The following is a 22527-nucleotide window of genomic DNA, read 5'->3' as shown; positions in this document are numbered from 1 at the left end:
GGACGTGCCGCAGAATGACCAAAAATTAATCCAAAGAGACACGCGATAGCCGGCAAAGCGTCATTGGCGGGCCATCTTTGTCTCCCTATCTAAGCGTCGCGGGCCCGGCATTCGAGGAGACGACGGATGAACGACAGCATCAGCACCCTGGACGAGCTTTTGAGCGATCCGATGGTCCTGCTTGTGATGGAGCGCGACCGTGTGCGCCCGGAACAAGTGCGCATGCTGCTCGAGCGCGCGCGCCGGCCTTCCCTCGAGGAGCCGGTTGTCCCGCCGGCGCATGTCATTGCCAGAACCTGCCAAAAACTGTGGCTGTGCCCCTGAAATAGCCTTGCGGTTTTTCCATGAAAACCACCAGCCGGCCTTTGGCCGGTTTGGGTGCGAGCGAGTGTCACGCGCATAGGCACTGGGATTTGTCGCCGCTTGGGGCGGAACGATGTCCTTCGGGCGACCAGCTTACAAATCCGTAAATTGATTCTCGGCTGCATGGCGGTATGGCTTGCCCGGCACTGATCGCGCCGATCATGCCTTCGCAAGTCCGATCTCTCCCGCATGGAACCCGACATGGCTGATATCTGCACGCAAGGCGTCGACACGGGCTTTGTCGGCCTTGGATTTGCCAAGGTCGCATTCCTCGGCCTCGTGCAAGGCATCACCGAGCTGCTGCCGATCTCCTCGACCGCCCACATGCGCATCGTGCCGGCCGTGCTCGGCTGGCAGGATCCGGGCTCCGCCTTCTCCGCCGCCATGCAGTTGGCGGCCCTCGCCGCGGTGGTCAGCTACTTCTGGGGCGATGTCAGGGATCTCCTGTTTGGATCGCTCGACGCCCTCGCGCGACGCGATTTTGCCGACCGGCATTTCCGTCTGGCTTACTGGATCGTGCTGGCGACAATTCCGATCGTCATTGCCGGCGTGGCGTTGTCGGGCGTCCTCAACGCCTGCAATTCGCCGCTGCGCAGCCTGAGCGTGATTGGCTGGGCCTGCATCGCCATGGCGGTTCTGCTGGCGCTGGCCGAGATTTTCGCCCGCCACAAGCGCACGATAGGCGAAGCGTCGCTCGCCGATGCGCTTCTTGTCGGTGTTGCCCAGGTCGGCGCACTGATCCCTGGCGTCTCACGCTCGGGCTCGACCTTGACGGCGGCCCTGGGGCTCGGCTTCAAGCGGGCCGAGGCTGCACGCTTCTCGTTCCTGCTCGGGCTGCCGGCCATTGCGCTCGCCGGCCTCAAGGAATTGTGGGAACTGCACAAGGTGCATCTCGATGCCCATGGATGGTCGGTTCTGGGCGTGGGACTGCTCGTGGCCTCCATATCGGCCTTCTTCGCCATCTGGGGCCTGATGCGCGTGCTCGAACGTTTCTCCGCCTGGCCTTTCGTCATCTATCGTGGCGTGCTCGGGGTCGTCCTGCTGCTCGGCGTGGCAATGGGATGGCTTGCCTAAGCTGATCGCCCGCTGGCGGGTGTTGCGCGGCTGCCACCGCGGAAGGGCATCACCTCGTGCCCGAAGATGTGATCGTACGCCTTCATTGACTTCCGCCAATGTCCGCCCTTAACGTTCTGTTAACAAAAACAGATGGCGGAGCCGCATGGCATCCTCGTTGGGTTTGCGCCGGAAGGCGAAGGGGCTGGGGCTGGCGATTGCCCTGATTGCTGTCTGTTCGGCGGTCAATTCCGCCTACGCGGCACCCGTTTCCATGGTTGTCGGCGGCTCGACGTCCCAGCCGATCGGCCACTATGATTTTTGCAAGATCCACCTTGCCGAATGTTCGATCCGTTCGCCCGACAGCTTGCCTGAACGTCTGACCAGCAAACTGCTGCACGAGATCTCCGCCGTGAATCTCTCGGTCAACACGCGCGTCAAGCCGATGAGCGACATGGACAATTACGGCAAGGAGGAATGGTGGGCCTATCCGGACAATGGCTTCGGCGACTGTGAGGATTACGCGCTGGAAAAGCGGCGTGAGCTGAATGGCCTGGGTATTGCCATCGCCAATCTCCTGATGACGGTGGTTCGCAAGCCGGACGGCGAAGGCCATGCCGTGCTGACGGTGCGCACCGACAAGGGCGACTTCATCCTCGACAATCTGGTCGACAAGGTTCGTCTCTGGAACCAGACGCCGTATCGCTACCTGAAAAGACAGGCCAGCGACAACACCGGGCACTGGGTTTCCATTCTTGCCGGCGAGGAGAAGCTGGTCAGCGCCGTCAAATAGCCCTGGCCGGACGTCCGGACTGGTAATCCGCGCTTCCCCCGAGCAAATCCTTCATGGTGCCGGCAAGCGGTGCTATCCACGACAATTCGTTGGAACCGACGATCCGGAACGCGCATGGATTTCTTGACACTCCTGCATTCGGCGCCCTTGTTGCTGACTTTGCTCAAGGCCGCATTGCCGCACGCGGTCGCCACGACGTTGGCATTCGGCCAGTGGTTCGCTTCGGTCCCGCCTTGCCGTGATGTCGCCTTCGAAGCCGCCAGCTTTCTCGTCTGCGAGGTCGATCCGAAACTGTATTCGATCGAACTGTTCTGGAAAGACCAAGGCGGGAAGCCGTTTCAATCGCTGCACAATCTCGACAACGCCCAACGCGCGGCCGGCCGTACCATGCTTTTTGCCATCAATGCTGGCATGTACCACCCCGACCTCAGGCCGGTCGGCCTCTATGTCGAACGCGGCCAGGAAATGGCTGGTGTCAAGACGGGTTCGGGCAGCGGCAATTTTTCGCTGCAGCCTAACGGCATTTTCTATATCGGCGGCGGCAAGGCCGCGGTCCGGGCGACCAGGGACTTCGTCAGGCAGCGGCCAGCCACCGACTATGCAACGCAATCGGGGCCGATGCTGGTGATCGACGGCCAGCTTCATCCGAAATTCCAGGCCGACGGCACCTCGCGCAAGAGCCGCGACGGCGTCGGGGTGCGCAAGGATGGCGTCGCGGTCTTTGCCATCTCGAACGGCACGGTGACATTCCACGCCTTCGCTCGCCTGTTTCGCGATGCGCTCGGCTGCGACAACGCACTCTTTCTCGACGGCACGATATCGAGCCTGCTCGCTCCGGCCATCGGCCGCAACGACGATTACTGGAACTTGGGGCCGATGATCGGCGTCTTCAGGAAGCGCGGCTAGACCAGGCGGTTCCGCCTGGTACCGCGCAGTCTGACCACAATCACGGCGACGGCCATCCCAGCCACTATCGCCGCGATCACCGCCAGGCCGAACAGGCTGGTCGCGTCGAGTTCGGGCAGGCTGTCGGCCCCTTTCGCCACCAGCCATCCAGGCGACAGCACCACCGGCGCCCAGATGATCGCCGACAGGTTGTTGGCGATCTGGAAGCGCCGCCGGTGCATGCCCATCATGCCGGCGACCAGCGGGATGGTGGCGCGCACGGGACCGAAGAAGCGGCCGACGAAAACCGCGGCGAAACCATAGCGATGGAAGAACAGGCGCGCTCGCGCCACCTCGCGCCGGTAGCGGTTGAGCGGCCATTTGTGCACGACGCCGCGCCCGAGCCATCTGCCGAGAAAATAGGAGATGGTGTCGCCCAGTGCCGCGCCGACCATCGCGGCGAGAAGAACGGGCAGGGGCTGGATGATGCCGGCGCCCACCAGGCCGCCGACGATGATCAGCACCGTGGTGCCAGGCAACAGGATGCCGACCAGCACCAGCGACTCGCCGAAGGCGAGCAATCCGACCACAAGGCCAGCCCAGGCCTGATGGTTCTCGATGAAACAAACGCTCTGGTCGATGAACGACTGCACGCAAGCCCCTTTTTGAAAGTGTCCCTCAGCTGCCGCTGTCGAGCAGGCTCTTGAGATCGTCGAGCTTGTCGTTGACGAGCCAGCCGTAATAATTCTCGACCGGCAGCCTGCGGCCCTTGGCGCTGGCAAGGGCGGCGGCGCGCTGACGCGGCTGGCCGACATTGTAGAGCGTCGCCGTGATACCGGGATTGCCCGAGATGTCGAAGCCTTGTTCCTTGTAGGCGTCGATGGCGTCGCGCACGATCGCCGCGATGTAGACGATGCTTCGGTCCGGATCCATGACATCGCGGTAGATCGCTTGCGGATGATCCGGCGTCAGTCTGTCGTAGCCGCTCACTCTGTTGACGAGGTCGGTGACCTCGAGCGCGGTCAGTGGGCTGATCTGGCCGAGGCCGAATGTCTGGCCGGCGAAGAAAGGCTGGAAGAACGCCTGCTGGAAGGTCATCGCGTCATAAGTGACGCCGTCGACCGTCTTGCCGCGGAAATGCTCGACCCAGACCCTGTCGCGGCAACCCCACAGGGTGGCACTGTCCCCAGCCTGGCCGCAAGCCGCGAATTCCGGACGCTGGACAAAGGTCTGCACCGGCACGCCCTTGTAGCGGAAGGCGAAGTCGAGGCCGGAATAGGACAGCGCCTTGACATAATAGGTCTGTACCGAGCCGACGGCGGTGACGTTGTAAGTATGCTCGCCGACCAGCGCGCCGACGATGTGGATGGGATCGATGTCGTAGGCCGCCGCCACCTGCTTGATGTGCGCCACGAGCTTTTTCTCGCGCTTCAGCAGCGCGACGATCTTTCCGTATTTCTCGCCATAGGTGGTCTTGAAGGCGCGCGTTCGCGTGGCCGATGCTTCCGGAATGGCCGGCTGTGTCGCGGAACGGTTTCCGGGCGGAACGACGACCAAGCCGCTCGCATGCGCTGCCCGCATCGAAAAAGCTTCACCGCCCGCAGCGACGAGCAGGAGGACCAGGAGAAGTCGCTGCAACGCGGTCATCGGGCGCCTTTCTAGGAGTTTCGGGAACACCGGCGCGAAGCGCCGCAAACCCGTCTCAACAGCCACATCATGGCGCTGTCAAGGCTTGGCCCGACCTACGACGGCGGCTGTCGGAAAGGGGCAACAGCTATGGTAAAAAACTTGATTCAAACTTTATTGGTAATTTCTCGTTCATAACTGGTCTGGTTGTCCGTCGGCTGTCGCCTTCGGTCTGTTGTGTTTCGAGTACAGGTCCAGATGCGGTTACCAGGCGTCATCAGTTTCGTGATCGCATCGCTATGCCTCGCCGGCTGTTCGTCGACATCGGGCATGGACGCGATCGACCTGCAGAAACCCTCCAACGAAACGACCAGCTCGGTGGTGCGGCCAAGCGCGCCGATCGCGTCCGTTGCCATGGCCAAGGCAAGCAATACGCGCAAGCCGGTCGAGATTGCTCCCGAGGACGACACCGTCCGGCCCTTCGGCTTGGCCGAGGAAGAGACGGTGGCGTTTCCTGCGCCCGAATTGCCCGACGCCGTCGAACCGCCGGTTCAGGAGGCCGCTTTGGTGTCGCCGCCCAGGCTGTTGTCGCGGGCGGCACCGCCCATGCTGGCTGGCCCGGTCACGCGCTACGGCTTCCGCGATGCCAAACCGATCAATTTCGGCCGCTCGTCGCCCCGTCACCTTGCCGTACACGGTGTCGACGTGTCGCGCTGGCAAGGCAACGTCGACTGGGAGAAGCTGCGCGCCCAGGGCGCCAACTTCGCCTATATCAAGGCGACCGACGGCGGTGACCATCTCGATCCGCTGTTCATGAAAAATTGGCGCAATGCCGACGCGGCTGGCTTGAAGCGCGGCGCTTACCATTTCTTCTACTGGTGCCGTGTCGCCAGCGAGCAGGCCGACTGGTTCATCCGCAACGTGCCGAAGGTCGACGGCGCGCTGCCGCCGGTGATCGACGTCGAGTGGAACGGTGATTCCTCCTGCAAGCGGCGCCCGTCGCGTGAAAAGGTGCTGGAGAAGATGCAGGTGTTCATGGACAAGCTGGAGCGCCATTACGGCCAGCGGCCCATCATCTACACGGCGCCCGATTTCTACCGCGACAATTTGCAGGGCGCCTTCCCGGATTACCCGTTCTGGCTGCGCGCCGTGGCCCGGCACCCGTCGAAAGTATATCCGGGCCGCAAGTGGCTGTTCTGGCAGTATTCCGGCTCCGGCCTGTCGCATGGCGTGACCGGCCGCATCGATCTCAACGTCTTCCATGGCGACGAGCGGCAATGGCGAGCCTGGGCCGGTGGCGGCGGCCGGGCGTTGATGGCCGACGCGGATTAGAGCGATGCTTTCGCGTTGGCGTCCGTCCTGCTTGCTGTTGGAATTGATTGCCGCTGCCATTCTTTCCTCGTGCAGCCGCAGCCCATCATCTCGGCGATCGCCGCATCGGTGGGAAGCGTCAGCGTGTCTTGCTGGGTCGGATCGGCTCTGACATAGGCGAGCTGGTTCACGATGCCGGTGTCGGCTTCTGCCTCAAGCCGCGTTGAGCATTGCCTCGATGTTGTAGCCGTCGGGATCGAGCACGAAGCAGGTATAATAGGTCTCGCCGTAACCTGGACGTGGGCCGGGCGCGCCATTGTCCACGGCGCCCGCCTCGAGCGCCGCACGATGGAAGGCCTCCACCTCTGCCTGGCTGCCGACGCGGAAAGCGACATGCAGGGTGGGTGAGCGGCGGCCTTTCGCCCGTGTGCTGGATTTCGAAGAGGCAGCCACCGCCGACGTCGAAGGCCCAGAACACGCCCTCCTTGCCAAGGGACAGGCGATAGCCCAGAGGCGCGAAAGCCTTCTCGTAGAAGAGCTTGCTCTTTTCGAGGTCGCTGATCTCGATGGTGATGTGATCGATCATTGTTGTGTGGCGCCTGACCAGTCCTGGGACAGCAGGATGACGATGCCTGGAGCCGATGTCGAGGACGCGGTGGCCAGAGACGGCCCGTCCGCTTTTGATCGGCGCGCCAAGGGACTTGCCTTCATGACGCCACGAGAGGATTTTGCAGGCGGTTCGGGCCGTTCTTTTTTAGTCCTTTGGAGGCGACATGCGGATCTGGCATTGCAGGCGAAAGTGTCTTGCCACGGCGCTGATATGCCTGGTGTCCGCCATGCCGAGGGCAGCGCTGGCGGACACGGCCCTGAAAGACCCAACGGCTGAAGCGCTCGACCGCTGCCTGAACGACGCGGCCAATGCCTCCACCTCAGGCCAGACCGACTGCGAGGCGACGGCATCAAGCGACTATGATCGCCGGATGAATGCCGCCTATGCGACACTCCTGCGCCAACTGCCGCGCCAGGCCGCGCAAAAACTCCGCCTGTCGCAACGCGCATGGCTAACCTTCCGCGACGCCGAGGCAACGGCGCGAGACGCGCTCTACGAAACGAGGCAAGGCACGATGTACGTACCCATGCAGGCTGCCGATGCGACCAACGCCATTCGGGATCGCGCGCTGGAGTTGGAGGGATTTGTCCGCGTGATGGAGATCGATGAGTGAGGAACGGAATGCCTCCTGTCACGCGACTGCAGCAGGCGATTATGCGAAATCAAATCGGCCCGATCTTGCGACCGAGCCGATTTGATCTGTCGTCGACGACGCGAGCTTGAATTAGCTCAGCTGCACCCGCTCGTGGCGCCGCAGGTGTCGCACTTCTCGCAAGTCCCGTTCCGCACCATGGTGAAATTCTGGCACTCGGAGCAGGAATTGCCGGTGTAGCCCTGGAGCAATGATTTGGCGCGGCGGTCGGCGGCGAGTTTCTTCGCCTCGGCCGCTTCCTGGGCCGCCGTGTCGGTGAACAGCGCCGCGGTGTTGTCGGTCGCGGCATCGGAGGCCGCTTCCTCGAACGCGATGTCCTCGGCCAGTTCCTTGGCCCGCTCTTCATAGTCGCGCTTGTAGGCGATCGCTTCGTCGCTGGCCGGCTTCAACGCCAGCACGTTGGAGCCGGAGAAGGCCGTCGGCGCCGAGCGGGCAGGGGTGCCGGAGGCGGCAAAGCCCTTCGGCTCGTTGCCGATTGCCCTCGATACCAGCTTCACCGGCGAGCCGCGGGTCAGGCCCTTGGAGACGGCGTCGGTCTTGCCTTCGCTGATGCCGCGGCCAAGCGCGGTGTTCGAGAAGTCCGATTGGTCGACATGGGCGAGGTCGTTGCGGCCGAGATAGGAGATGGCGAGCTCACGGAAGACGTAGTCGAGGATCGACGTCGCGCTCTTGATGGCATCGTTGCCGATGACCATGCCGGCCGGCTCGAACTTGGTGAAGGTAAAGGCGTGCACATATTCATCGAGCGGGACGCCATATTGCAGGCCGAGCGAGATCGCGATGGCGAAGTTGTTGAGAAGGCCACGCAGCGTGGCACCCTCCTTGTTCATGTCGATGAAGATCTCGCCGAGACGGCCATCATCATACTCGCCGGTGCGCAGGAAGATGGTGTTGCCGCCGATCTTGGCCTTCTGCGTATAGCCCTTGCGGCGGCCGGGCAGCTTTTCCTGCTCGCGCGAGACGCGTTCGATGATGCGCTCGACGATGCGCTCGGTGATCTGCGCCGCGCGCGCCGCCGCCGGAGCCTGGATCAGCTGCTCGACCGCGTCGTCTTCGTCCTCCTCGCCATCGGCGAGCAGCGAGGCATTGAGCGGCTGCGACAGCTTCGAGCCGTCGCGGTAGAGCGCGTTGGCCTTCAGCGCCAGCTTCCACGACAACATGTAGGCGCTCTTGGCGTCCTCCACCGTCGCGTCGTTGGGCATGTTGATGGTCTTGGAGATGGCGCCGGAGATGAAGGGCTGGGCCGCCGCCATCATCTGGATGTGGCTGTTGATCGAAAGCGAGCGCTTGCCGATCTTGCCGCACGGGCTGGCGCAGTCGAACACCGCCAGATGTTCGGGCTTGAGGAAAGGCGCGCCTTCAAGCGTCATCGCACCGCAGACATGGATGTTGGCGGCCTCGATGTCCTTCCGGGAGAAGCCCAGCGCCGGCAGCATTTCGAACGAGAAGTCGTTGAGCTGCTCGTCGGTGAAGCCAAAAGTCTCCTTCACCCAGTCGGCGCCGAGCGTCCACTGGTTGAAGACGAACTTGATGTCGAAGGCCGACTTCAGCGCCGCGTTGAGTGCGGCGATCTTGTCGTCGGTAAAACCCTTGGCCTTGAGCGAGCCGGGGTTGACGGCCGGCGCCTGGTTGAGATTGCCGTGGCCGACGGCATAGGCCTCGATCTCGGCGATCTGGCTCTCGGAATAGCCGAGCGTGCGCAGCGCTTCCGGCACGGCGCGGTTGATGATCTTGAAGTAGCCGCCGCCGGCGAGCTTCTTGAACTTCACCAGGGCGAAATCGGGCTCGATACCAGTGGTGTCGCAATCCATGACCAGGCCGATCGTGCCGGTCGGCGCGATCACGGTTGCCTGCGCGTTGCGGTAGCCATGCTCCTCGCCGAGTTCGATGGCGCGGTCCCAGGCGGCCTTGGCGTGGGTGGCCAGATCCTGCTGCTTGAGGTCGGAGGCGACGAGCGGCACCGGATTGACGGCCAGCTTCTCGTAACCGTCCTTGTCGCCATAGGCGGCGCGGCGATGGTTGCGCATGACGCGCAGCATGTTCTGCGCATTGCGGTCATAGTCGGGGAAGGCGCCGAGTTCGGATGCCATTTCCGCCGAGGTCGAATAGGCGACGCCGGTCATGATGGCAGTCAGCGCGGCGCAGATCGCGCGGCCCTCGTCGGAGTCGTAGGGAATGCCCGAGGTCATCAGCAGGCCGCCAATATTGGCATAGCCGAGGCCGAGCGTGCGGTAGTCGTAGGAGAGCTTGGCGATCTCCTTCGACGGGAACTGCGCCATCATCACCGAGATTTCGAGAACCATGGTCCACAGCCGAACGGTGTGCTCGTAGGCGGCGATATCGATCGTGCCGTCGGCATTGCGGTAGGGGAGCAGATTGATCGAGGCGAGATTGCAGGCCGTGTCGTCGAGGAACATGTATTCCGAGCACGGATTGGAGGCCCGGATCGCACCGGCCGAAGCGCAGGTGTGCCAGTCGTTCATCGTCGTGTTGAAGTGCAGGCCGGGATCCGCTGAAGCCCAGGCCGCGTAGCCGATCTTTTCCCAGAGGTCGCGTGCCTTCAGCGTCTTCAGGACCTTGCCGTCCTTGCGGGCGGTCAGGTGCCAGTCGGCGTCGGTCTCGACGGCGCGCAGGAAATTGTCCTTCAGCGACACCGAATTGTTGGAGTTCTGGCCGGAAACCGTGAGATAGGCATCCGAATCCCAGTCGGTGTCGTAGGTCTTGAACGACATCGAAGTGTAGCCCTGCTTGGCGAACTGGATGACGCGGTAGATGTAGTTTTCCGGCACCGCCGACTTCTTGGCCGCCTTGATCTCGCGCTTCAGCGCCGTGTTGATCGCCGGGTCGAAGCAGTCGTCGTCATGGCCTTCGCAGTTGACGCAGGCCTTCATGATCGCTTCGAGATGCTTCTTGACGATCTTGGAGCCGGTCACCAGCGAGGCGACCTTCTGCTCTTCATTGACCTTCCAGTCGATGAATTCCTCGATGTCGGGATGGTCGGCGTCGACGATGACCATTTTCGCCGCACGGCGCGTCGTGCCGCCCGACTTGATGGCGCCAGCGGCGCGGTCGCCGATCTTGAGGAAGCTCATCAGGCCGGAAGAGCGGCCGCCGCCCGACAGCTTTTCGCCTTCGCCGCGCAGCAGCGAGAAGTTCGAACCGGTGCCCGAGCCATATTTGAACAGGCGCGCTTCACGCACCCACAGATCCATGATGCCGCCCTCGTTGACGAGGTCGTCCTGCACGCCCTGGATGAAGCAGGCATGCGGCTGCGGATGCTCGTAGGAGGATTTCGACTTGGTCAGCTTGCCGGTGAAGGGATCGACATAGAAGTGGCCCTGGCTCGGACCGTCAATGCCATAGGCCCAGTGCAGGCCGGTGTTGAACCATTGCGGCGAATTCGGCGCGACGCGCTGCGTGGCCAGCATATAGGCAAGCTCGTCACGGAAAGCGCGCGCGTCTTCCTCCGACGCCTTGAAGTAGCCGCCCTTCCAGCCCCAATAGGTCCAGGTGCCGGCCAGCCGGTCGAACACCTGGCGGGCGTCGATCTCCGAGCCGTATCGCTCGGCCTCGGGCAGCTTGGCGAGCTCTGCCTCGTCGGCGACGGAGCGCCACAGGAAGGAGGGGACGTCGTTCTCCTCGACCTTCTTCAGGCGCGCGGGGACACCGGCCTTGCGGAAATATTTCTGGGCCAGGATGTCGGCGGCGACCTGGGAGAACTGCGCCGGCACATCGATGTTGTCCAAGCGGAACACCACCGAGCCATCCGGATTCTTGATCTCGGAAAGCGCCTTGCGGAATTCGATCTCCGCATAAGCTGATTGCCCTGGCTTGGTGAAACGACGCTCGATGCGCATTGGTCCGGTCCCTTTTGTCTATATATAGCGCTTTCATCAGGGGATTTCTGCCCCCCAAAGACGAAACGCGCGGTCCGCCGTTTGCCGGCATTGCGAACAATGCCGGCATCTCCATTTCGCAGGCGCGGCCATGCACACGACAAAACGCCTTGCCGGGCGTTTGCCGAGGCTGCCAACCGACCCTACGGGTCCCTCAAAACTGAATTTTTCGATTCCCTCACCTGAGGGAAATTCACACTATCTAGCGTCGAACTTAGCTGCAAACACTAAATATAGTATTAACAGACAATTTATTCCAGTCCGACAATTCTCCCTTTCGTCGCCCCATCACCCACGATCCCAACGCCTCCGCCGGCCTCGTAAACAGGCGGAAATGCGGGCAAAACACACATAGTCCGGGAAAAAGACCGGGCTCAGAACTTTCCGGTCGCGCTCTCAACAGGAGCGCATGGCCTATAAAAGGCGACTCGTTTCGAGCCGTCAAGGATTCGTTTGCGTAGCTTTTGTGACCCCAACATCTTGTGTGTCACACATGTGGATAACGGGGATAGAATTGACCGCCGTGGCGGCCATTTTCCGGTGGCGAACATGCGCTGCCGCGAGGCATGGCCGCCCGGCGGTCAGCCGTAGTGCAATTTCGGCTTGGGCTCGGTGCCGGTGAACTGGACGCCGATCCTGTCGTTGCGGCGCCAGCGGGCCTCGCAGCGATAGGCAACGCCATCGAGCGGAACATAGAGAAGGAAGCGATCGGGAACCCGGGACTCAAGCGGTACTTTCAGTTCGGCGCCGCCCGCATGCTGGTTGCGCACCGTGCAAGCCACCTCGGAGTTCTGGATGCCGGTGATGATCGTTCCGCCCTTGAGCACGCGCGGTCGATGCTCGCGCTGTGGCTCGCCGGGATCTTGCTGCAGTGGGTCTGCGGGATTCGCCATCGATCAAACGCCAGGACTGATCGATCCTAACCAAGAAAAATTAGCAAACCATTGCGGCGCAGGATTGTGCGTCCGCCGCGATATGTGCCGATCAGGAAAACCTGCGCGGGTCGGCGCAGAAATAGGCGATGATCTGGCAAAGGTCGGGCTCGTTGACCATGCGCACGGCTTCGCTCGAATTGACCCATTTGCGGGTGCGGGAGTGTTTTTCCTTCCAGCGGTCGGCGACCTTGTCGACATGAAGCGGAAAGACCAGCACCTCGCAAGGCACTTCCTCGCCTGAGGCCAGCACCTTGGCATAGAAATAGCGGCCGGCTTCGAGATGGGAGATGTTTCCGCGCAAGCCGGCTTCCTCGGCGGCCTCGCGCGCGGCCGCCTCGCACAGCGGCTCCCGGGCTTCCGGCCAGCCCTTTGGCAGCACCCAGCGGCCCGTATCACGGCTGGTGATCAGCATGACCTCGACACCGTTCCCGGCATCGCGCCAGGGCAAGGCGGCAACCTGCAGACGGCATGGTGCGGTGCCGAAGAGTCGCCGGACCCTTTCAGCCAGATGGTTGTGCGTCGTTGCCCGTGTCAACATCGGAGAAGCTAGCCCCAGCCTCCAGAATCGTTTGCCGCCTCACGAATCTTACGGCTAATTGTGACCAATAAAAGTAAAAACTTTGGTCAGGCTGGCCGAATCCCGTCAACAAAGGTCGATTTCACAGGATAACTTGCCCGTGGCGCGCGCCGCACAAGCAAATATTGTCGTCCGTAGCGGGCTTAGTTGGAAAAAACGCCTTGCAGCGAATCAGCCGGCGTGGTCGTCGGCGATCGGTTTCTGGTAGGTGAAACCCATGTCCCACGGGAAATAGATCCAAGTGTCCTGGCTGACCTCGGTGACGAAAGTATCGACCAGCGGCCTGCCCTTGGGCTTGGCGTAGACAGTCGCGAAATGGGCCTTGGGCATCATGGCCCGCACGATGCCGGCGGTCTTGCCGGTGTCGGTCAGGTCGTCGATGATCAGCACGCCGGCGCCATCGTCGGCCAGCAAGCTCGGCGTGATCTCCTTCAGCACCTGCAATTGTCCCTGGCTGGTGTAGTCGTGATAGGAGGCGACGCAAACCGTCTCGATGATGCGGATGCCCAGTTCTCGCGAAATGATCGCCGCCGGCACCAGCCCGCCGCGCGTGATGCAGACGATCGCCTTCCACTGACCCTTGTTGGCGCCGGCAAGCCGCCAGGCAAGCGCGCGGGCGTCACGATGAAACTGGTCCCAGGAGACCGGGAAGGCTTTTTCGGGTAGGGACATTTCTCGCGCACTCCACGGGCACACGACGACCGCGTGCACAAAAAAGGGGAATGCGCGCGGAATTAACTGGAAAGCCTTGGGTTTGGCAAGGGTGGGCGGCAGCGATCGCTGTGGACTTATCGCGACAGGAAGGCCGCTACCTGTGATGTGCGCAGCACCGTGCGCGTCACGCCGCCGAACAGGAGCTGGCGCAGCCAGGAATGGCTGTAGGCACCAAGAACGAGGAGATCGGCACCGCTCTCGGCGACCCTGTTCTGGATCATGTCGTCGACCGAGGTGCCGTCCGATTTCTGCACCGAAACACTGACGGTGGCGCCGTGGCGCGACAGCGCCGACGCGATCTCGGCGCCGGCGGCCTCTGGGCTTTCGTCGAGCGTATCGGGTGGGTCGATGACCAGTATGTCGGTTTTCTCCGCCTCGATGATGAAGGGCAGGGCGTCGAACGCGGCGCGCGCGGCCTCCTTGCTGCCGTTCCAGGCAAGCAGCACACGTTTGAATGTGGTGACGAGCGGACCCGCGCTTGGCACCACCAGTACCGGCCGGCCGGCATCATAGACCAGCGTATCGACGTCGGCGCTCGGATCGCCGCCGGTCTCGCGCTGCGCGGCGATGATGAGATCGGCGGCGCGCACGGTCGAAATGCCGGTCAGCGCGCTGTCGCCGGAGAAGCTCTCCAGGCTGCGCCAGTCGAAGGAAAGGCCGGAATCCTCGATGCGCCTGAGAAACACGGCCTGGAGCTTGTCGGCCCGTTCCCGGTTCATGTCGGCCGAGACCTGCAGGAATTCCGTATCGGGAAAGCCGGTCGCCGACGTGTAGGGCACCGGCAGCGCCTCGGCATGGATGCCGATCAAATGGCTCTGGAAGCGGCCGGCAAGCGGGATGGCGCAGTCGAGCACGCGCTCGGCGTCCTGCTCGTTCTGCAGAATGGCGACGATGGTCTTGAAACGCATGATGATCCCTCAATCTTGCGAGTGCCCTCAATCTCGCGAGTGATGGGCCTCGCGGCAGGAAAACGTTGCAGCGTCGTTCTTGGTTCCGGCCCGACCGGGTCAGCGCGCCTGGCTGGCGAAGCCGGCCACCATGGCCTCGACGTCGGCGCGCGCGGCTTCGAGCGCATCCTTGCTGCGGGCGCGAACCACCAATTCGGTCCAGAACTTGCCGTCGCCATATTTGGGATAGGAGCCGATGATCGTATCGGGATGGGCTTTCTGGATCTCGCCCAACGGCCCGCCGACAAGGCCCTCGCCGAACGGGCAGTGCACCGTGGCCGACAGCATTTTTGTGCCGGCTTTCAGCGTCGGCACGACATTGTCGAGCATGGCCTGGAAGATCGAGGGCACGCCGGCCATGACATGGACGTTGCCGATGCGAAAACCCGGCGCCACCGACACCGGGTTGTCGATATGGTCCGCGCCGCGCGGCATGCGCGCCATGCGCTTGCGCGCTTCCGTGTATTCGATGCCGCGCGCGGCATAGCTCGCCTCCAGCAGGGCATAGGCCTTGGCGTCGTATTCGCAAGGCACGCCGAACGCCTTGGCGATCGAATCGGCCGTGATGTCGTCATGCGTGGGGCCGATGCCGCCGGTGGTGAACACATAGGTGTAGCGTGCGCGCACCGCATTCACCGCGGCCACGATCTCGTCTTCCTCGTCGGGCACGATGCGCACCTCCTTCAGGTCGATGCCGATCGCCGTCATGATATCGGCGAGGTGGCCGATATTCTTGTCCTTGGTACGGCCGGACAAAATCTCATCGCCGATGACAAGCATGGCGGCAGTGACGATTTCAGGCATGGGAAGGGCTCCGGCGGACGGGCCGTCTGCATAGCGCGGCGCACGGGCGTCGGCAATGCCGCCAAGATGGCGAAGGTCCGACAGACACGGTTATCAGCTGGATTGCAGGGACTGGTCTCCTCCAGATTGTCCTTGGTCCCGCAGGGCGGCAACGGCTGCCTCGCGAGGTCGGCCCGTCCTGTCGGTCCTTGCGGCGGTATCGCGGCCGGGTAAGCTGCGGCTCGGATCCGGGTGACGAATGCTGATATCGATTCTGCTCTGGCTGCTCGGCGCCGCCATTCTGGCGGCAGTCCTCTTGCTCGCTTGTCTGCTGGTGGCGACGCTGTGGATCGCGGCGAAAGCGGAGAGATTGGTGCCGCCGGTCGGAAAATTCATCGAGATCGACGGCAACCGCATCCACTATGTCGATGTCGGGCAGGGGCGGCCGATCGTCTTCCTGCATGGGCTTGGCGCCCAATTGCATCATTTCCGGCACACCGTGTTTGGCCGTTTCGGTCCCGGCTACCGGCTGATCGCGCTCGACCGTCCGGGCTCCGGCTATTCGACGCGGGCAAGCGGAGCGACGGGCCGCTTGCCCGAGCAGGCCGAGATCATCAAACGCTTCATGGAAACACTGGGGCTGGAAAGGCCGCTTGTGGTGGGTCATTCTCTCGGCGGTGCCATCACACTGACCCTGGCCGTCGACCATCCAGAGGCGATTTCAGGCATCGCCTTGCTGGCGCCCCTGACGCATCTTGAGACAAGGACGCGGCAAGGATTTGACCTGCTCTACATTCCCTCGCGCCTGTTGCGATGGATCATGGCCTATACGGTGGCGATACCGGCGAGCCTTAGATATGCCCGCCCGACGATGGACTTCATCTTCGCGCCGCAAGCCGTCGCGGCGGACTACATGACCGGAGGAGGCGGATGGCTCGGCCTGAGGCCCGCTCACTACCATGCGACGTCGAGCGATGTCGTGGCGGTCGAGAAGGATCTCGGCGACATCGAGCGCCGCTATGGCGAGATCGCCATGCCGGCCGGCATCCTGTTCGGCGGCGCCGATCGCGTCATCGGCATGGCTGTCCATGGCGAGCCGATGCGGGAAAAGCTCGAGGGCCTCGATTTCGAGCCCGTCGATGGTCTCGGCCACATGCCGCAATTCGTCGAGCCGGACAGGGTCGTTGCCTTCATCAAGCGCATCGCGGGGCGAGCTTTTTCAGATACGGCATCACCAAGGGTTCACGACAATTTCAATGAACCATCCGGCTGATTGCCGGGTTTACCCCGTGTCGCATCCCAAGGCGGCCAAGATACGGAGTAATTCAATGTACAGGAAACTTTTCGCTGCATCCGTCCTGACGATCGGTCTCGCTACATCGGCGATGGCCCAATCGTCCGACGCAACCTATTCCAACCATCACAATTGGTGGCTGTTCGGCAACGGGGATTCTTCCGCCGTCGACCAGAGCACCACCGGCAGCATCAACGCGGACGGGTCCGGATTGAACACCCTTGGCAATCCCGGCCCGGCCGGGCCTTGTGCCTCGAACACGGCAGGCCCCGACGCGAATGCCCAAGGCAACGTCAACGATCAGTACTGCGGCAAATAGCGAGCCGCGGGCCTGCCCCGGACGCCGTCTCTCCTGGCGTCCGGCTGGCACATGACTATCAATCGGAAATTTCAGTCTGGGGCCGATCACGGCCGTCAGCCAGTTCCTCGTGCCATTTTCCGTCGGCGTCCTCATACTGGATGCCGTCGGTGGCGCCGGCCACCTGTTGTTCCGCCGAAGCGATTTCGGCGGCGCGCAACGCATCCTGATGGGTGGGAAATGTCTCCGAGAAGGTCGCGCCGACCTTGTAGGCCCATCCACCGTCATGCTCGACGATCTTGTAAGTCAGCTTCGCCATTCAAAACCTCCGGTTAAAGGTCCGTCTGCTCAATGCAGTCGGTCGTCGGGCAGACGGTCGTCTGCCAGCCGGTCGTCGGGCACCAGCACTTCCGATTCCCTGGCGGCCTCGATCAGTGCCCTGCGCGCTTCCGCTGTGGAACGATAACCTTCCAGCACTTTGAGGCAAGTGTCGAGGGCATCACGATGACGAGGACCGCGATTGAGCGGCCACACCGTCATCAGGCACTCCGCCGCCTCCTGGGTCGAGCGGATATGGCGATATTTGCCGACATGGCCAAGTTCGACCACGACGGGCGTTTCAAAAGGCTTGTTGTCCATCATGGCCGCAACGCAAAGCAGCCAATTTGGTTGCAAAAATGGCCCTCGGCCTGCGCCCAAAGGTCGCGTCGTGTTTATCGCCGCGCCGCGTGGGCATAGGGTCGGCCAACCGGACCCGCCATCGGGTCAAGCCGCGAGCATGGTTTGGGCGGCATGCATCGACGGCCTCAGTAGCCGCAGTCATTGCGCAGCCAGCGCGCATTCGCCCAGCCGGTCCCGCCGCCGATTTCGACCTGGTACCAGTTGCCGCGCCGGTCGAAGATCTCGACATGGTCGCCGTTGAACAGCTGTCCGATGATCCGGGACGACGAGTTGGGCCCTGTGCGCACGGCCAGAAAACCGCTGCCCGTCGCCACATTGTAGCGGCCTGACAGGCCGTGCACCGTACCCTCGCAGTATTGCGCAACACTTGGCGTGGACGCGCCAAGCCATGACCCCGCCACAACCATAACGACTGCGGCCGGCAAAAATGCCCTGAACGACATGATGTCCCCTCCCAAATCCGGCCGCCGAAGGCGGCCTTACCCACCGGAACAAGTGACGGACCGATTAAAGCGGAGCCATCGCAAGCTGTCCAGCCGCAGCGGATTGGGGCAGGTCAGCCCGCGGCCTTCATCCAATGTTGCATCGTCGTCACCGAGCGGGCGAGCTGCGGCGCGGGATGGATTTTTTCGCTGAATGTGGCGGCCGCACGCCATCCCCAGCGCGGATCGGCGAGGAAGGCGCGTGCCAGTGCCACCATGTCGGCGCGGCCTTCGGCGATAACGGCCTCGGCCTGTTTCGGGTCGTCGATCAGGCCGACCGCACGGGTCGGAATTCCGGCGCCCTTGCGCACGGCTTCCGCCAGATGCACCTGATAACCGGGTCCGGTGGGCAATTTCTGCAACGGCGAATTGCCGCCGCTCGAACAGCAGAGATAGGCGACGCCTTCGGCCTTCAGCGCTTTCGCCACCTCGACCGCGTCGGCGACGTCGAAGCCGCCATCGACCCAGTCCGTCACCGACAGCCTGGCGCCGAGCATCAGCTTCGGCACCGCTTTCTTCACCGCCCTGGCGATCTCGACGACAAGGCGCATCCGGTTTTCCAGCGAGCCGCCCCAGCGGTCCGTGCGCTGGTTGGACAGAGGCGACAGGAACTGGAAGATCAGATAGCCGTGCGCTGCGTGCAGCTCGATGAAGTCGAAGCCGGCACGTTCGGCTCGCCTTGCGGCCTCGGCGAAGCGTTCGATGAGCTGCAGGATTTCTTCGTCCTCCAGCGCGTGCGGCACGTTCCAGCCCGTATCGTAGGCGATCGCCGAGGCCGAGACGGTCTGCCAGGGGTCTTCATTCGGCTGCAGCGGGCCGCCGCCTTCCCATGGCTTGCGGTTCGAGGCCTTGCGGCCGGCATGCGCCAGCTGCGTCCCGAACTTCGTGCCGGGTGCCGCCACGCGCCGGGCAGCGTCCAGCGCGCGGCGCGCGGCCGCCTCATTGTCTTCGGAATAGAGGCCGAGGCAGCCATGGCTGATACGCCCGCGCCGCTCGACATCGGTCATCTCGACCGTGACCATGCCGGCGCCGGACATGGCGAGGTTCATCCAGTGATAGAGATGCCAGTCGCTGGCCGAGCCGTCATCGGCGGAATACTGGCACATCGGCGCCACGGCGATGCGGTTGGGAAAGGTGAGCCCATCGAGCGTGATGGGCTGGAATAGCGATGTCGTCATGAAACCAACTCCGGAGGGAAACCCGCTATTTAGGCAACGGTGCTCTTCCGTACCACACACGAGAGGGTGAAACGCGTGCTGGACCAATCGCTGCCCCGGTTGCAGAGAGGCCGGTTGGCGGCTACGCCTGCGCCCGACAGCAAGCATCGAGGTAGCCATGGAAGACCGCATTCGTATACGCTCGGAAGAGGTCCTCTCCGACGACTGGGCGATCCTGAAGAAGACGGTGCTCGACTACCGCCGGCGCGACGGACAATGGGAAACGCAGATCCGCCAGACCTATGATCGCGGCGACGGCGCGGTCATCCTACCCTATGACCCTCAGCGAGCGACCGTGCTCCTGGTGCGCCAGTTCCGCTATCCCGCCTATGCCACCGGCCACCGCGAACCGCTGATCGAGGCCTGCGCCGGACTGCTCGACGAAAACGACCCGGAGACCGCCATCCTCAAGGAAGCCGAGGAAGAGCTGGGCTACCGGCTGAACAAGATCGAGCGGCTGTTTTCGCCTTACATGAGCCCCGGCAGCGTCACCGAGCGGCTCTGGTTCTTCATCGCCCGCTACTCACCCGCCGACCGCATCTCGGCCGGCGGCGGCGCGCCGGAAGAGGGCGAGGACATCGAGGTCCTGGAAATGCCGCTCGACGAAGCGCTCGCGGGGATTGCCGATGGCCGGATTATCGATGCCAAGACGATTATCTTGGTTCAGCATTTGAAGCTGTATCCGATGAAGGTTTGAGTGGCACCGGATCTCGACGATCTTAGACATCTGACCCGACTTGTGCGTGTGACGGGGATGGAACCCTTCAGATCAGAGACCGAGGGACTTTAGGCCCTCTAAATTGACCATGCCGGCGACGTATTTTTGTGATTAATATTAGGGCTGCGTGGAGGAAGAATCTGAATGGCCGGCCTAGTTGAGGAGATACAACGGGAAGCAGTAGATCGGGACGTGCCCGTCGCTACTCTTTTACGGAAGGTGAAGCTGGCGGCTGCGAAGCTCAACCTAGGTAAAATCGAGGATTGGGTCGAGCATGAACTAAATGGATACCCGACCGATCATGTACTCCCAAAATACCGCCGATTGACCGGGCGGCCTCAGGCCTTCAATCCTTATCGAGGTTGGATTCCGATCATCATGAATACAGCCAAGCAGAATGAGGCCCTTGCTCGGTCGGATGCTTACCAGTCACTGCCGGCGCTGGAAGACGTAATAGAGCGTACAGACAAGGGCGGGTTTATCGAAATGCCGTACGACGCGGACACCGTACGAGCGCTAAATGAAGGAATGAATGTAGAACTCGGTCGGATGTCAAACCATCTGTCAATCAGTCAACTGCAAGGCGTGATTGACGCGGTACGCAATCAAATACTTGATTGGGCCATCGACCTTGAGCGAGCCGGCATTGCTGGCGAGGGGATATCATTTAACGACGCGGAGAAGACCCGCGCCAAGGAGGCTGCCGTGACCTATGGGCAGCGGCAATACGTCGGGAGATATTTCGGTCTCTGCCTCGACCTCGTAGCAGATTATAGACATCGTCCGGAAGGTAAGAGAGGCCGCCCCGCTGTTGGTGCGCGATGGCGCAGACGGACCGCGACTCGCACGTGCCATGGACGCCGCTGAGCACGAGGCGGGAAAGTCTTCGCCTGACAGTGGCAAAATGAAAGGCTTCCTTTCGGATGCCCGAGAGGCCTTGATTGGCGCGACCGGCAGTTTGACAGCCGAGGGGGCTATGGCATTGATTATGGCAGCAATTAGGATGTTTGGACCGTAGTGATGTCCCGCCCGACGCTACTGTAACCACTAGTTGGCTGGGAAATGATTCAGCAGAGAAAAGGCTGCCTATGATCTTTCCCACTGCTGCACATTGACAGCAGAAACGCCTGCGATAGATCTTAACAAATTAGTAATCACTAGGAGTTCTGGAGCCGATGGTTCGGATTGGAGTTTAATAAGAAATGCCTTTCCAAATCGGTACCCTGCAAACTTAGTTATCACTGTCTTCAGGGCGCCTTCCAAAGAGGAAATCATGTTATTAAGCTGATCATCTTGAGTTGATGGAGAAAATCTAACAACTATGGTGGTTGCAGTAGGTGGGAACCTTTGCAAGAATTTTTGCATTTCGAATTCGTCTATAACATGACTACTCTCTGATATAGACAACAATTGCCTGTCTTCGACTGAAGCAAGTCGTCGAGATACTTCATTTAACTGCTGCTGAATTATTGTCGACTCGGGCGTGGCGCTTTCAGCCAATTTCACCACGCCACGAGCGCGGATGACAGGATTGTCCGGTTTGTAATCCGGATCGAGCACCGCAACCAATGCTCGCGTTAAGTCCGCACGCGCAGCTTTAAGGTCAGTTGGATCACCATAATCGAAGGGTATTGCTCTGTACAATTTTACGTCGAAGGGGATGATTTCACCCTTCTTGAACATATGGATGATCGGCAATTCTTTCATGTGCCGTATACCCATTTCATAGAAGGCGTTCGGGTTTAGCTCAGTCATATCAGCGATTACCAGATCGTCGTCCAAGAGGTGCCCTATGATCTGAGCATCGATCATACCCGGTTGGTCGATCTTGTCGGCGCGGACAACCACAAACTGGTCGGGAAAATTTGTCACCAGGACATGCTCGATAATTTCGTGTAGCAGCCAGTCCGCATGCCGCCTCGTCGTACTGCCTTCGGCGCCGATTGGGCATACTACGAAACAGGACTTCTTCTTTGTCTCCGACGTCTTTGTTTTAACTTCCGACACGCTTCCCACCCTGCCAGTCTGTGGATTGGACTCAGCCAGCGTTGACCAGCATGTCGCTGAACACAAGCGTTTTTAGAAACTGCGGCGGCGCTCGCTAGCATACTACGCGCAATGCGGCTCGCTGAACGGTAGACAGGCAAACAGAGCGACTGGAAGAGCCAGAGCACAACCCATCCGCTGCCTTGGCCTCTTGTTTATACAAGACGTTGCCGTAATCCAGACCGGGCTTCCTGGGTGGAACGTGGCCTGTTCGTGGCCGGTGAGGCGTCGATGAGATTGGGAAGCTTGCTCAATGACCTCGCGCCAAACCCAAGGATGCCTAGGGCGAAAAATCAATGCCAGACCCGATCATGTGCGATTCCATCTCAGAGATAGTGAGTGGATACCCAGGCTATTTCTGGCAGGGCGTGAGGCAAATACGAAATTGGCAAAATGGTGCGGACGACGGGAATCGAACCCGTACGATCAGAGATCGAGGGATTTTAAGTCCCTTGCGTCTACCAATTCCGCCACGTCCGCGAGGCCAGCCCTTTTCAGACGCCAGACACAGCCCGTCAAGTCGTGTTCTGAGGCGCCCGAGCGCTCAACCCAGAGGAGGAGGCGGGATGATACTGGCGCGATCGCGGAATTTATCCGCACTGCTGGCATCGGTAGATATCTGCGCTGCGGATCGATCCGCCATGGC

Annotated in this window: 24 protein-coding genes, 1 tRNA gene and 1 pseudogene; 10 read left to right on the top strand and 16 right to left on the bottom strand. The window is 61.8% G+C overall.

Annotated features, from left to right (window positions below; all coding sequences use genetic code 11):
• Positions 1–126: 126 nt before the first annotated feature.
• The 4 genes from FJ948_RS17910 (at position 127) to FJ948_RS17895 (ending at position 3115) form a co-directional block, all read left to right on the top strand.
• Complete coding sequence (locus tag FJ948_RS17910) at positions 127–324, top strand: hypothetical protein (protein ID WP_140706665.1); 198 nt, start codon at positions 127–129, stop codon at positions 322–324.
• A gap of 240 nt (positions 325–564) precedes the next feature.
• Entirely contained in the window at positions 565–1437 is an 873-nt protein-coding gene (locus FJ948_RS17905; RefSeq protein ID WP_140706663.1) for an undecaprenyl-diphosphate phosphatase, read from the top strand.
• Positions 1438–1582: 145 nt separating this feature from the next.
• Positions 1583–2209 carry a transglutaminase-like cysteine peptidase gene (locus FJ948_RS17900; protein WP_140706661.1) on the top strand — a complete coding sequence of 209 codons (627 nt, stop codon included), beginning with the start codon at positions 1583–1585 and terminating at the stop codon, positions 2207–2209.
• 114 nt (positions 2210–2323) lie between these two features.
• Positions 2324–3115 (top strand): phosphodiester glycosidase family protein, encoded by a 792-nt coding sequence (locus tag FJ948_RS17895; RefSeq protein WP_140706659.1) that lies wholly within the window; start codon positions 2324–2326, stop codon positions 3113–3115.
• On the opposite strand, the gene FJ948_RS17890 is transcribed toward FJ948_RS17895, so the two are convergent.
• Both FJ948_RS17890 and FJ948_RS17885 read right to left on the bottom strand, forming a co-directional pair.
• A complete protein-coding gene (locus FJ948_RS17890) occupies positions 3112–3747 on the bottom strand; it encodes a DedA family protein (RefSeq protein ID WP_140706657.1) in 636 nt (211 codons plus the stop codon). The genes FJ948_RS17895 and FJ948_RS17890 overlap by 4 nt on opposite strands.
• Positions 3748–3772: 25 nt before the next feature.
• Positions 3773–4675: a DUF1402 family protein gene (locus FJ948_RS17885; RefSeq protein WP_246677553.1), complete on the bottom strand. Its 903-nt coding sequence runs from the start codon at positions 4673–4675 to the stop codon at positions 3773–3775.
• 303 nt (positions 4676–4978) lie between these two features.
• On the opposite strand from FJ948_RS17885, the gene FJ948_RS17880 reads away from it, so the two are divergent.
• A complete protein-coding gene (locus FJ948_RS17880; protein ID WP_140706653.1) occupies positions 4979–6052 on the top strand; it encodes a GH25 family lysozyme in 1074 nt (357 codons plus the stop codon).
• Here the strand turns inward: FJ948_RS17880 and FJ948_RS30280 are convergent.
• Complete coding sequence (locus tag FJ948_RS30280; RefSeq protein WP_181173734.1) at positions 6049–6222, bottom strand: hypothetical protein; 174 nt, start codon at positions 6220–6222, stop codon at positions 6049–6051. The two genes, FJ948_RS17880 and FJ948_RS30280, sit on opposite strands and share 4 nt — an antisense overlap.
• Positions 6223–6244: 22 nt before the next feature.
• A pseudogene (locus FJ948_RS17870) lies at positions 6245–6617 on the bottom strand (VOC family protein).
• A 187-nt stretch (positions 6618–6804) separates the two neighbouring features.
• On the opposite strand from FJ948_RS17870, the gene FJ948_RS17865 reads away from it, so the two are divergent.
• Entirely contained in the window at positions 6805–7254 is a 450-nt protein-coding gene (locus FJ948_RS17865; RefSeq protein ID WP_140706649.1) for a lysozyme inhibitor LprI family protein, read from the top strand.
• A 116-nt stretch (positions 7255–7370) separates the two neighbouring features.
• On the opposite strand, the gene FJ948_RS17860 is transcribed toward FJ948_RS17865, so the two are convergent.
• The 6 genes from FJ948_RS17860 to FJ948_RS17835 all read right to left on the bottom strand — a co-directional run bounded on the left by FJ948_RS17860 (position 7371) and on the right by FJ948_RS17835 (position 15166).
• Positions 7371–11150: a vitamin B12-dependent ribonucleotide reductase gene (locus FJ948_RS17860; protein WP_140706647.1), complete on the bottom strand. Its 3780-nt coding sequence runs from the start codon at positions 11148–11150 to the stop codon at positions 7371–7373.
• A gap of 620 nt (positions 11151–11770) precedes the next feature.
• A complete protein-coding gene (locus tag FJ948_RS17855) occupies positions 11771–12082 on the bottom strand; it encodes a PilZ domain-containing protein (RefSeq protein ID WP_140706645.1) in 312 nt (103 codons plus the stop codon).
• 91 nt (positions 12083–12173) lie between these two features.
• Positions 12174–12662, bottom strand: a complete 489-nt coding sequence (locus FJ948_RS17850; protein WP_140706643.1) for an NUDIX hydrolase — start codon at positions 12660–12662, stop codon at positions 12174–12176.
• A gap of 210 nt (positions 12663–12872) precedes the next feature.
• Entirely contained in the window at positions 12873–13373 is a 501-nt protein-coding gene (gene gpt / locus FJ948_RS17845; protein ID WP_140706641.1) for a xanthine phosphoribosyltransferase, read from the bottom strand.
• Positions 13374–13489: 116 nt separating this feature from the next.
• Entirely contained in the window at positions 13490–14323 is an 834-nt protein-coding gene (locus FJ948_RS17840) for a universal stress protein (RefSeq protein ID WP_140706639.1), read from the bottom strand.
• 99 nt (positions 14324–14422) lie between these two features.
• Complete coding sequence (locus FJ948_RS17835; RefSeq protein ID WP_140706637.1) at positions 14423–15166, bottom strand: competence/damage-inducible protein A; 744 nt, start codon at positions 15164–15166, stop codon at positions 14423–14425.
• Positions 15167–15404: 238 nt separating this feature from the next.
• Here FJ948_RS17835 and FJ948_RS17830 point away from each other — a divergent pair, with 238 nt between their 5' ends.
• Positions 15405–16418, top strand: a complete 1014-nt coding sequence (locus FJ948_RS17830; RefSeq protein ID WP_140706635.1) for an alpha/beta hydrolase — start codon at positions 15405–15407, stop codon at positions 16416–16418.
• Between the two features lie 55 nt (positions 16419–16473).
• Entirely contained in the window at positions 16474–16758 is a 285-nt protein-coding gene (locus FJ948_RS17825) for a hypothetical protein (RefSeq protein ID WP_140706633.1), read from the top strand.
• 58 nt (positions 16759–16816) lie between these two features.
• Here FJ948_RS17825 and FJ948_RS17820 read toward each other — a convergent pair whose 3' ends face one another.
• From FJ948_RS17820 to FJ948_RS17805, 4 genes are all read right to left on the bottom strand, one after another.
• The gene (locus tag FJ948_RS17820; protein ID WP_136617408.1) at positions 16817–17056 is read right to left on the bottom strand and encodes a DUF2188 domain-containing protein; all 240 of its coding nucleotides are present in this window, start codon (positions 17054–17056) and stop codon (positions 16817–16819) included.
• A gap of 29 nt (positions 17057–17085) precedes the next feature.
• Positions 17086–17379 (bottom strand): DUF982 domain-containing protein, encoded by a 294-nt coding sequence (locus tag FJ948_RS17815; protein ID WP_140706631.1) that lies wholly within the window; start codon positions 17377–17379, stop codon positions 17086–17088.
• A 164-nt stretch (positions 17380–17543) separates the two neighbouring features.
• The gene (locus tag FJ948_RS17810; protein ID WP_246677544.1) at positions 17544–17759 is read right to left on the bottom strand and encodes an SH3 domain-containing protein; all 216 of its coding nucleotides are present in this window, start codon (positions 17757–17759) and stop codon (positions 17544–17546) included.
• Between the two features lie 215 nt (positions 17760–17974).
• Positions 17975–19078, bottom strand: a complete 1104-nt coding sequence (locus tag FJ948_RS17805) for an NADH:flavin oxidoreductase/NADH oxidase (protein WP_140706627.1) — start codon at positions 19076–19078, stop codon at positions 17975–17977.
• A 157-nt stretch (positions 19079–19235) separates the two neighbouring features.
• Between FJ948_RS17805 and FJ948_RS17800 the strand changes: the two genes are divergently transcribed.
• Together FJ948_RS17800 and FJ948_RS17795 are read left to right on the top strand one after the other, a co-directional pair.
• The gene (locus FJ948_RS17800; RefSeq protein WP_140706625.1) at positions 19236–19814 is read left to right on the top strand and encodes an NUDIX domain-containing protein; all 579 of its coding nucleotides are present in this window, start codon (positions 19236–19238) and stop codon (positions 19812–19814) included.
• 165 nt (positions 19815–19979) lie between these two features.
• Positions 19980–20702 (top strand): hypothetical protein, encoded by a 723-nt coding sequence (locus tag FJ948_RS17795; RefSeq protein ID WP_140706623.1) that lies wholly within the window; start codon positions 19980–19982, stop codon positions 20700–20702.
• 219 nt (positions 20703–20921) lie between these two features.
• Here the strand turns inward: FJ948_RS17795 and FJ948_RS17790 are convergent, their stop codons facing one another.
• Together FJ948_RS17790 and FJ948_RS17785 are read right to left on the bottom strand one after the other, a co-directional pair.
• Positions 20922–21707, bottom strand: coding sequence for a hypothetical protein (locus FJ948_RS17790; RefSeq protein ID WP_140706621.1), 786 nt, complete (start codon positions 21705–21707; stop codon positions 20922–20924).
• Positions 21708–22275: 568 nt separating this feature from the next.
• Positions 22276–22361, bottom strand: a tRNA-Leu gene (locus FJ948_RS17785).
• Between the last annotated feature and the right edge of the window lie 166 nt (positions 22362–22527).

Source organism: Mesorhizobium sp. B2-3-12, assembly GCF_006442205.1.
Classification (GTDB): domain Bacteria; phylum Pseudomonadota; class Alphaproteobacteria; order Rhizobiales; family Rhizobiaceae; genus Mesorhizobium.
This window is presented reverse-complemented; position numbering and strand designations above follow the sequence as displayed.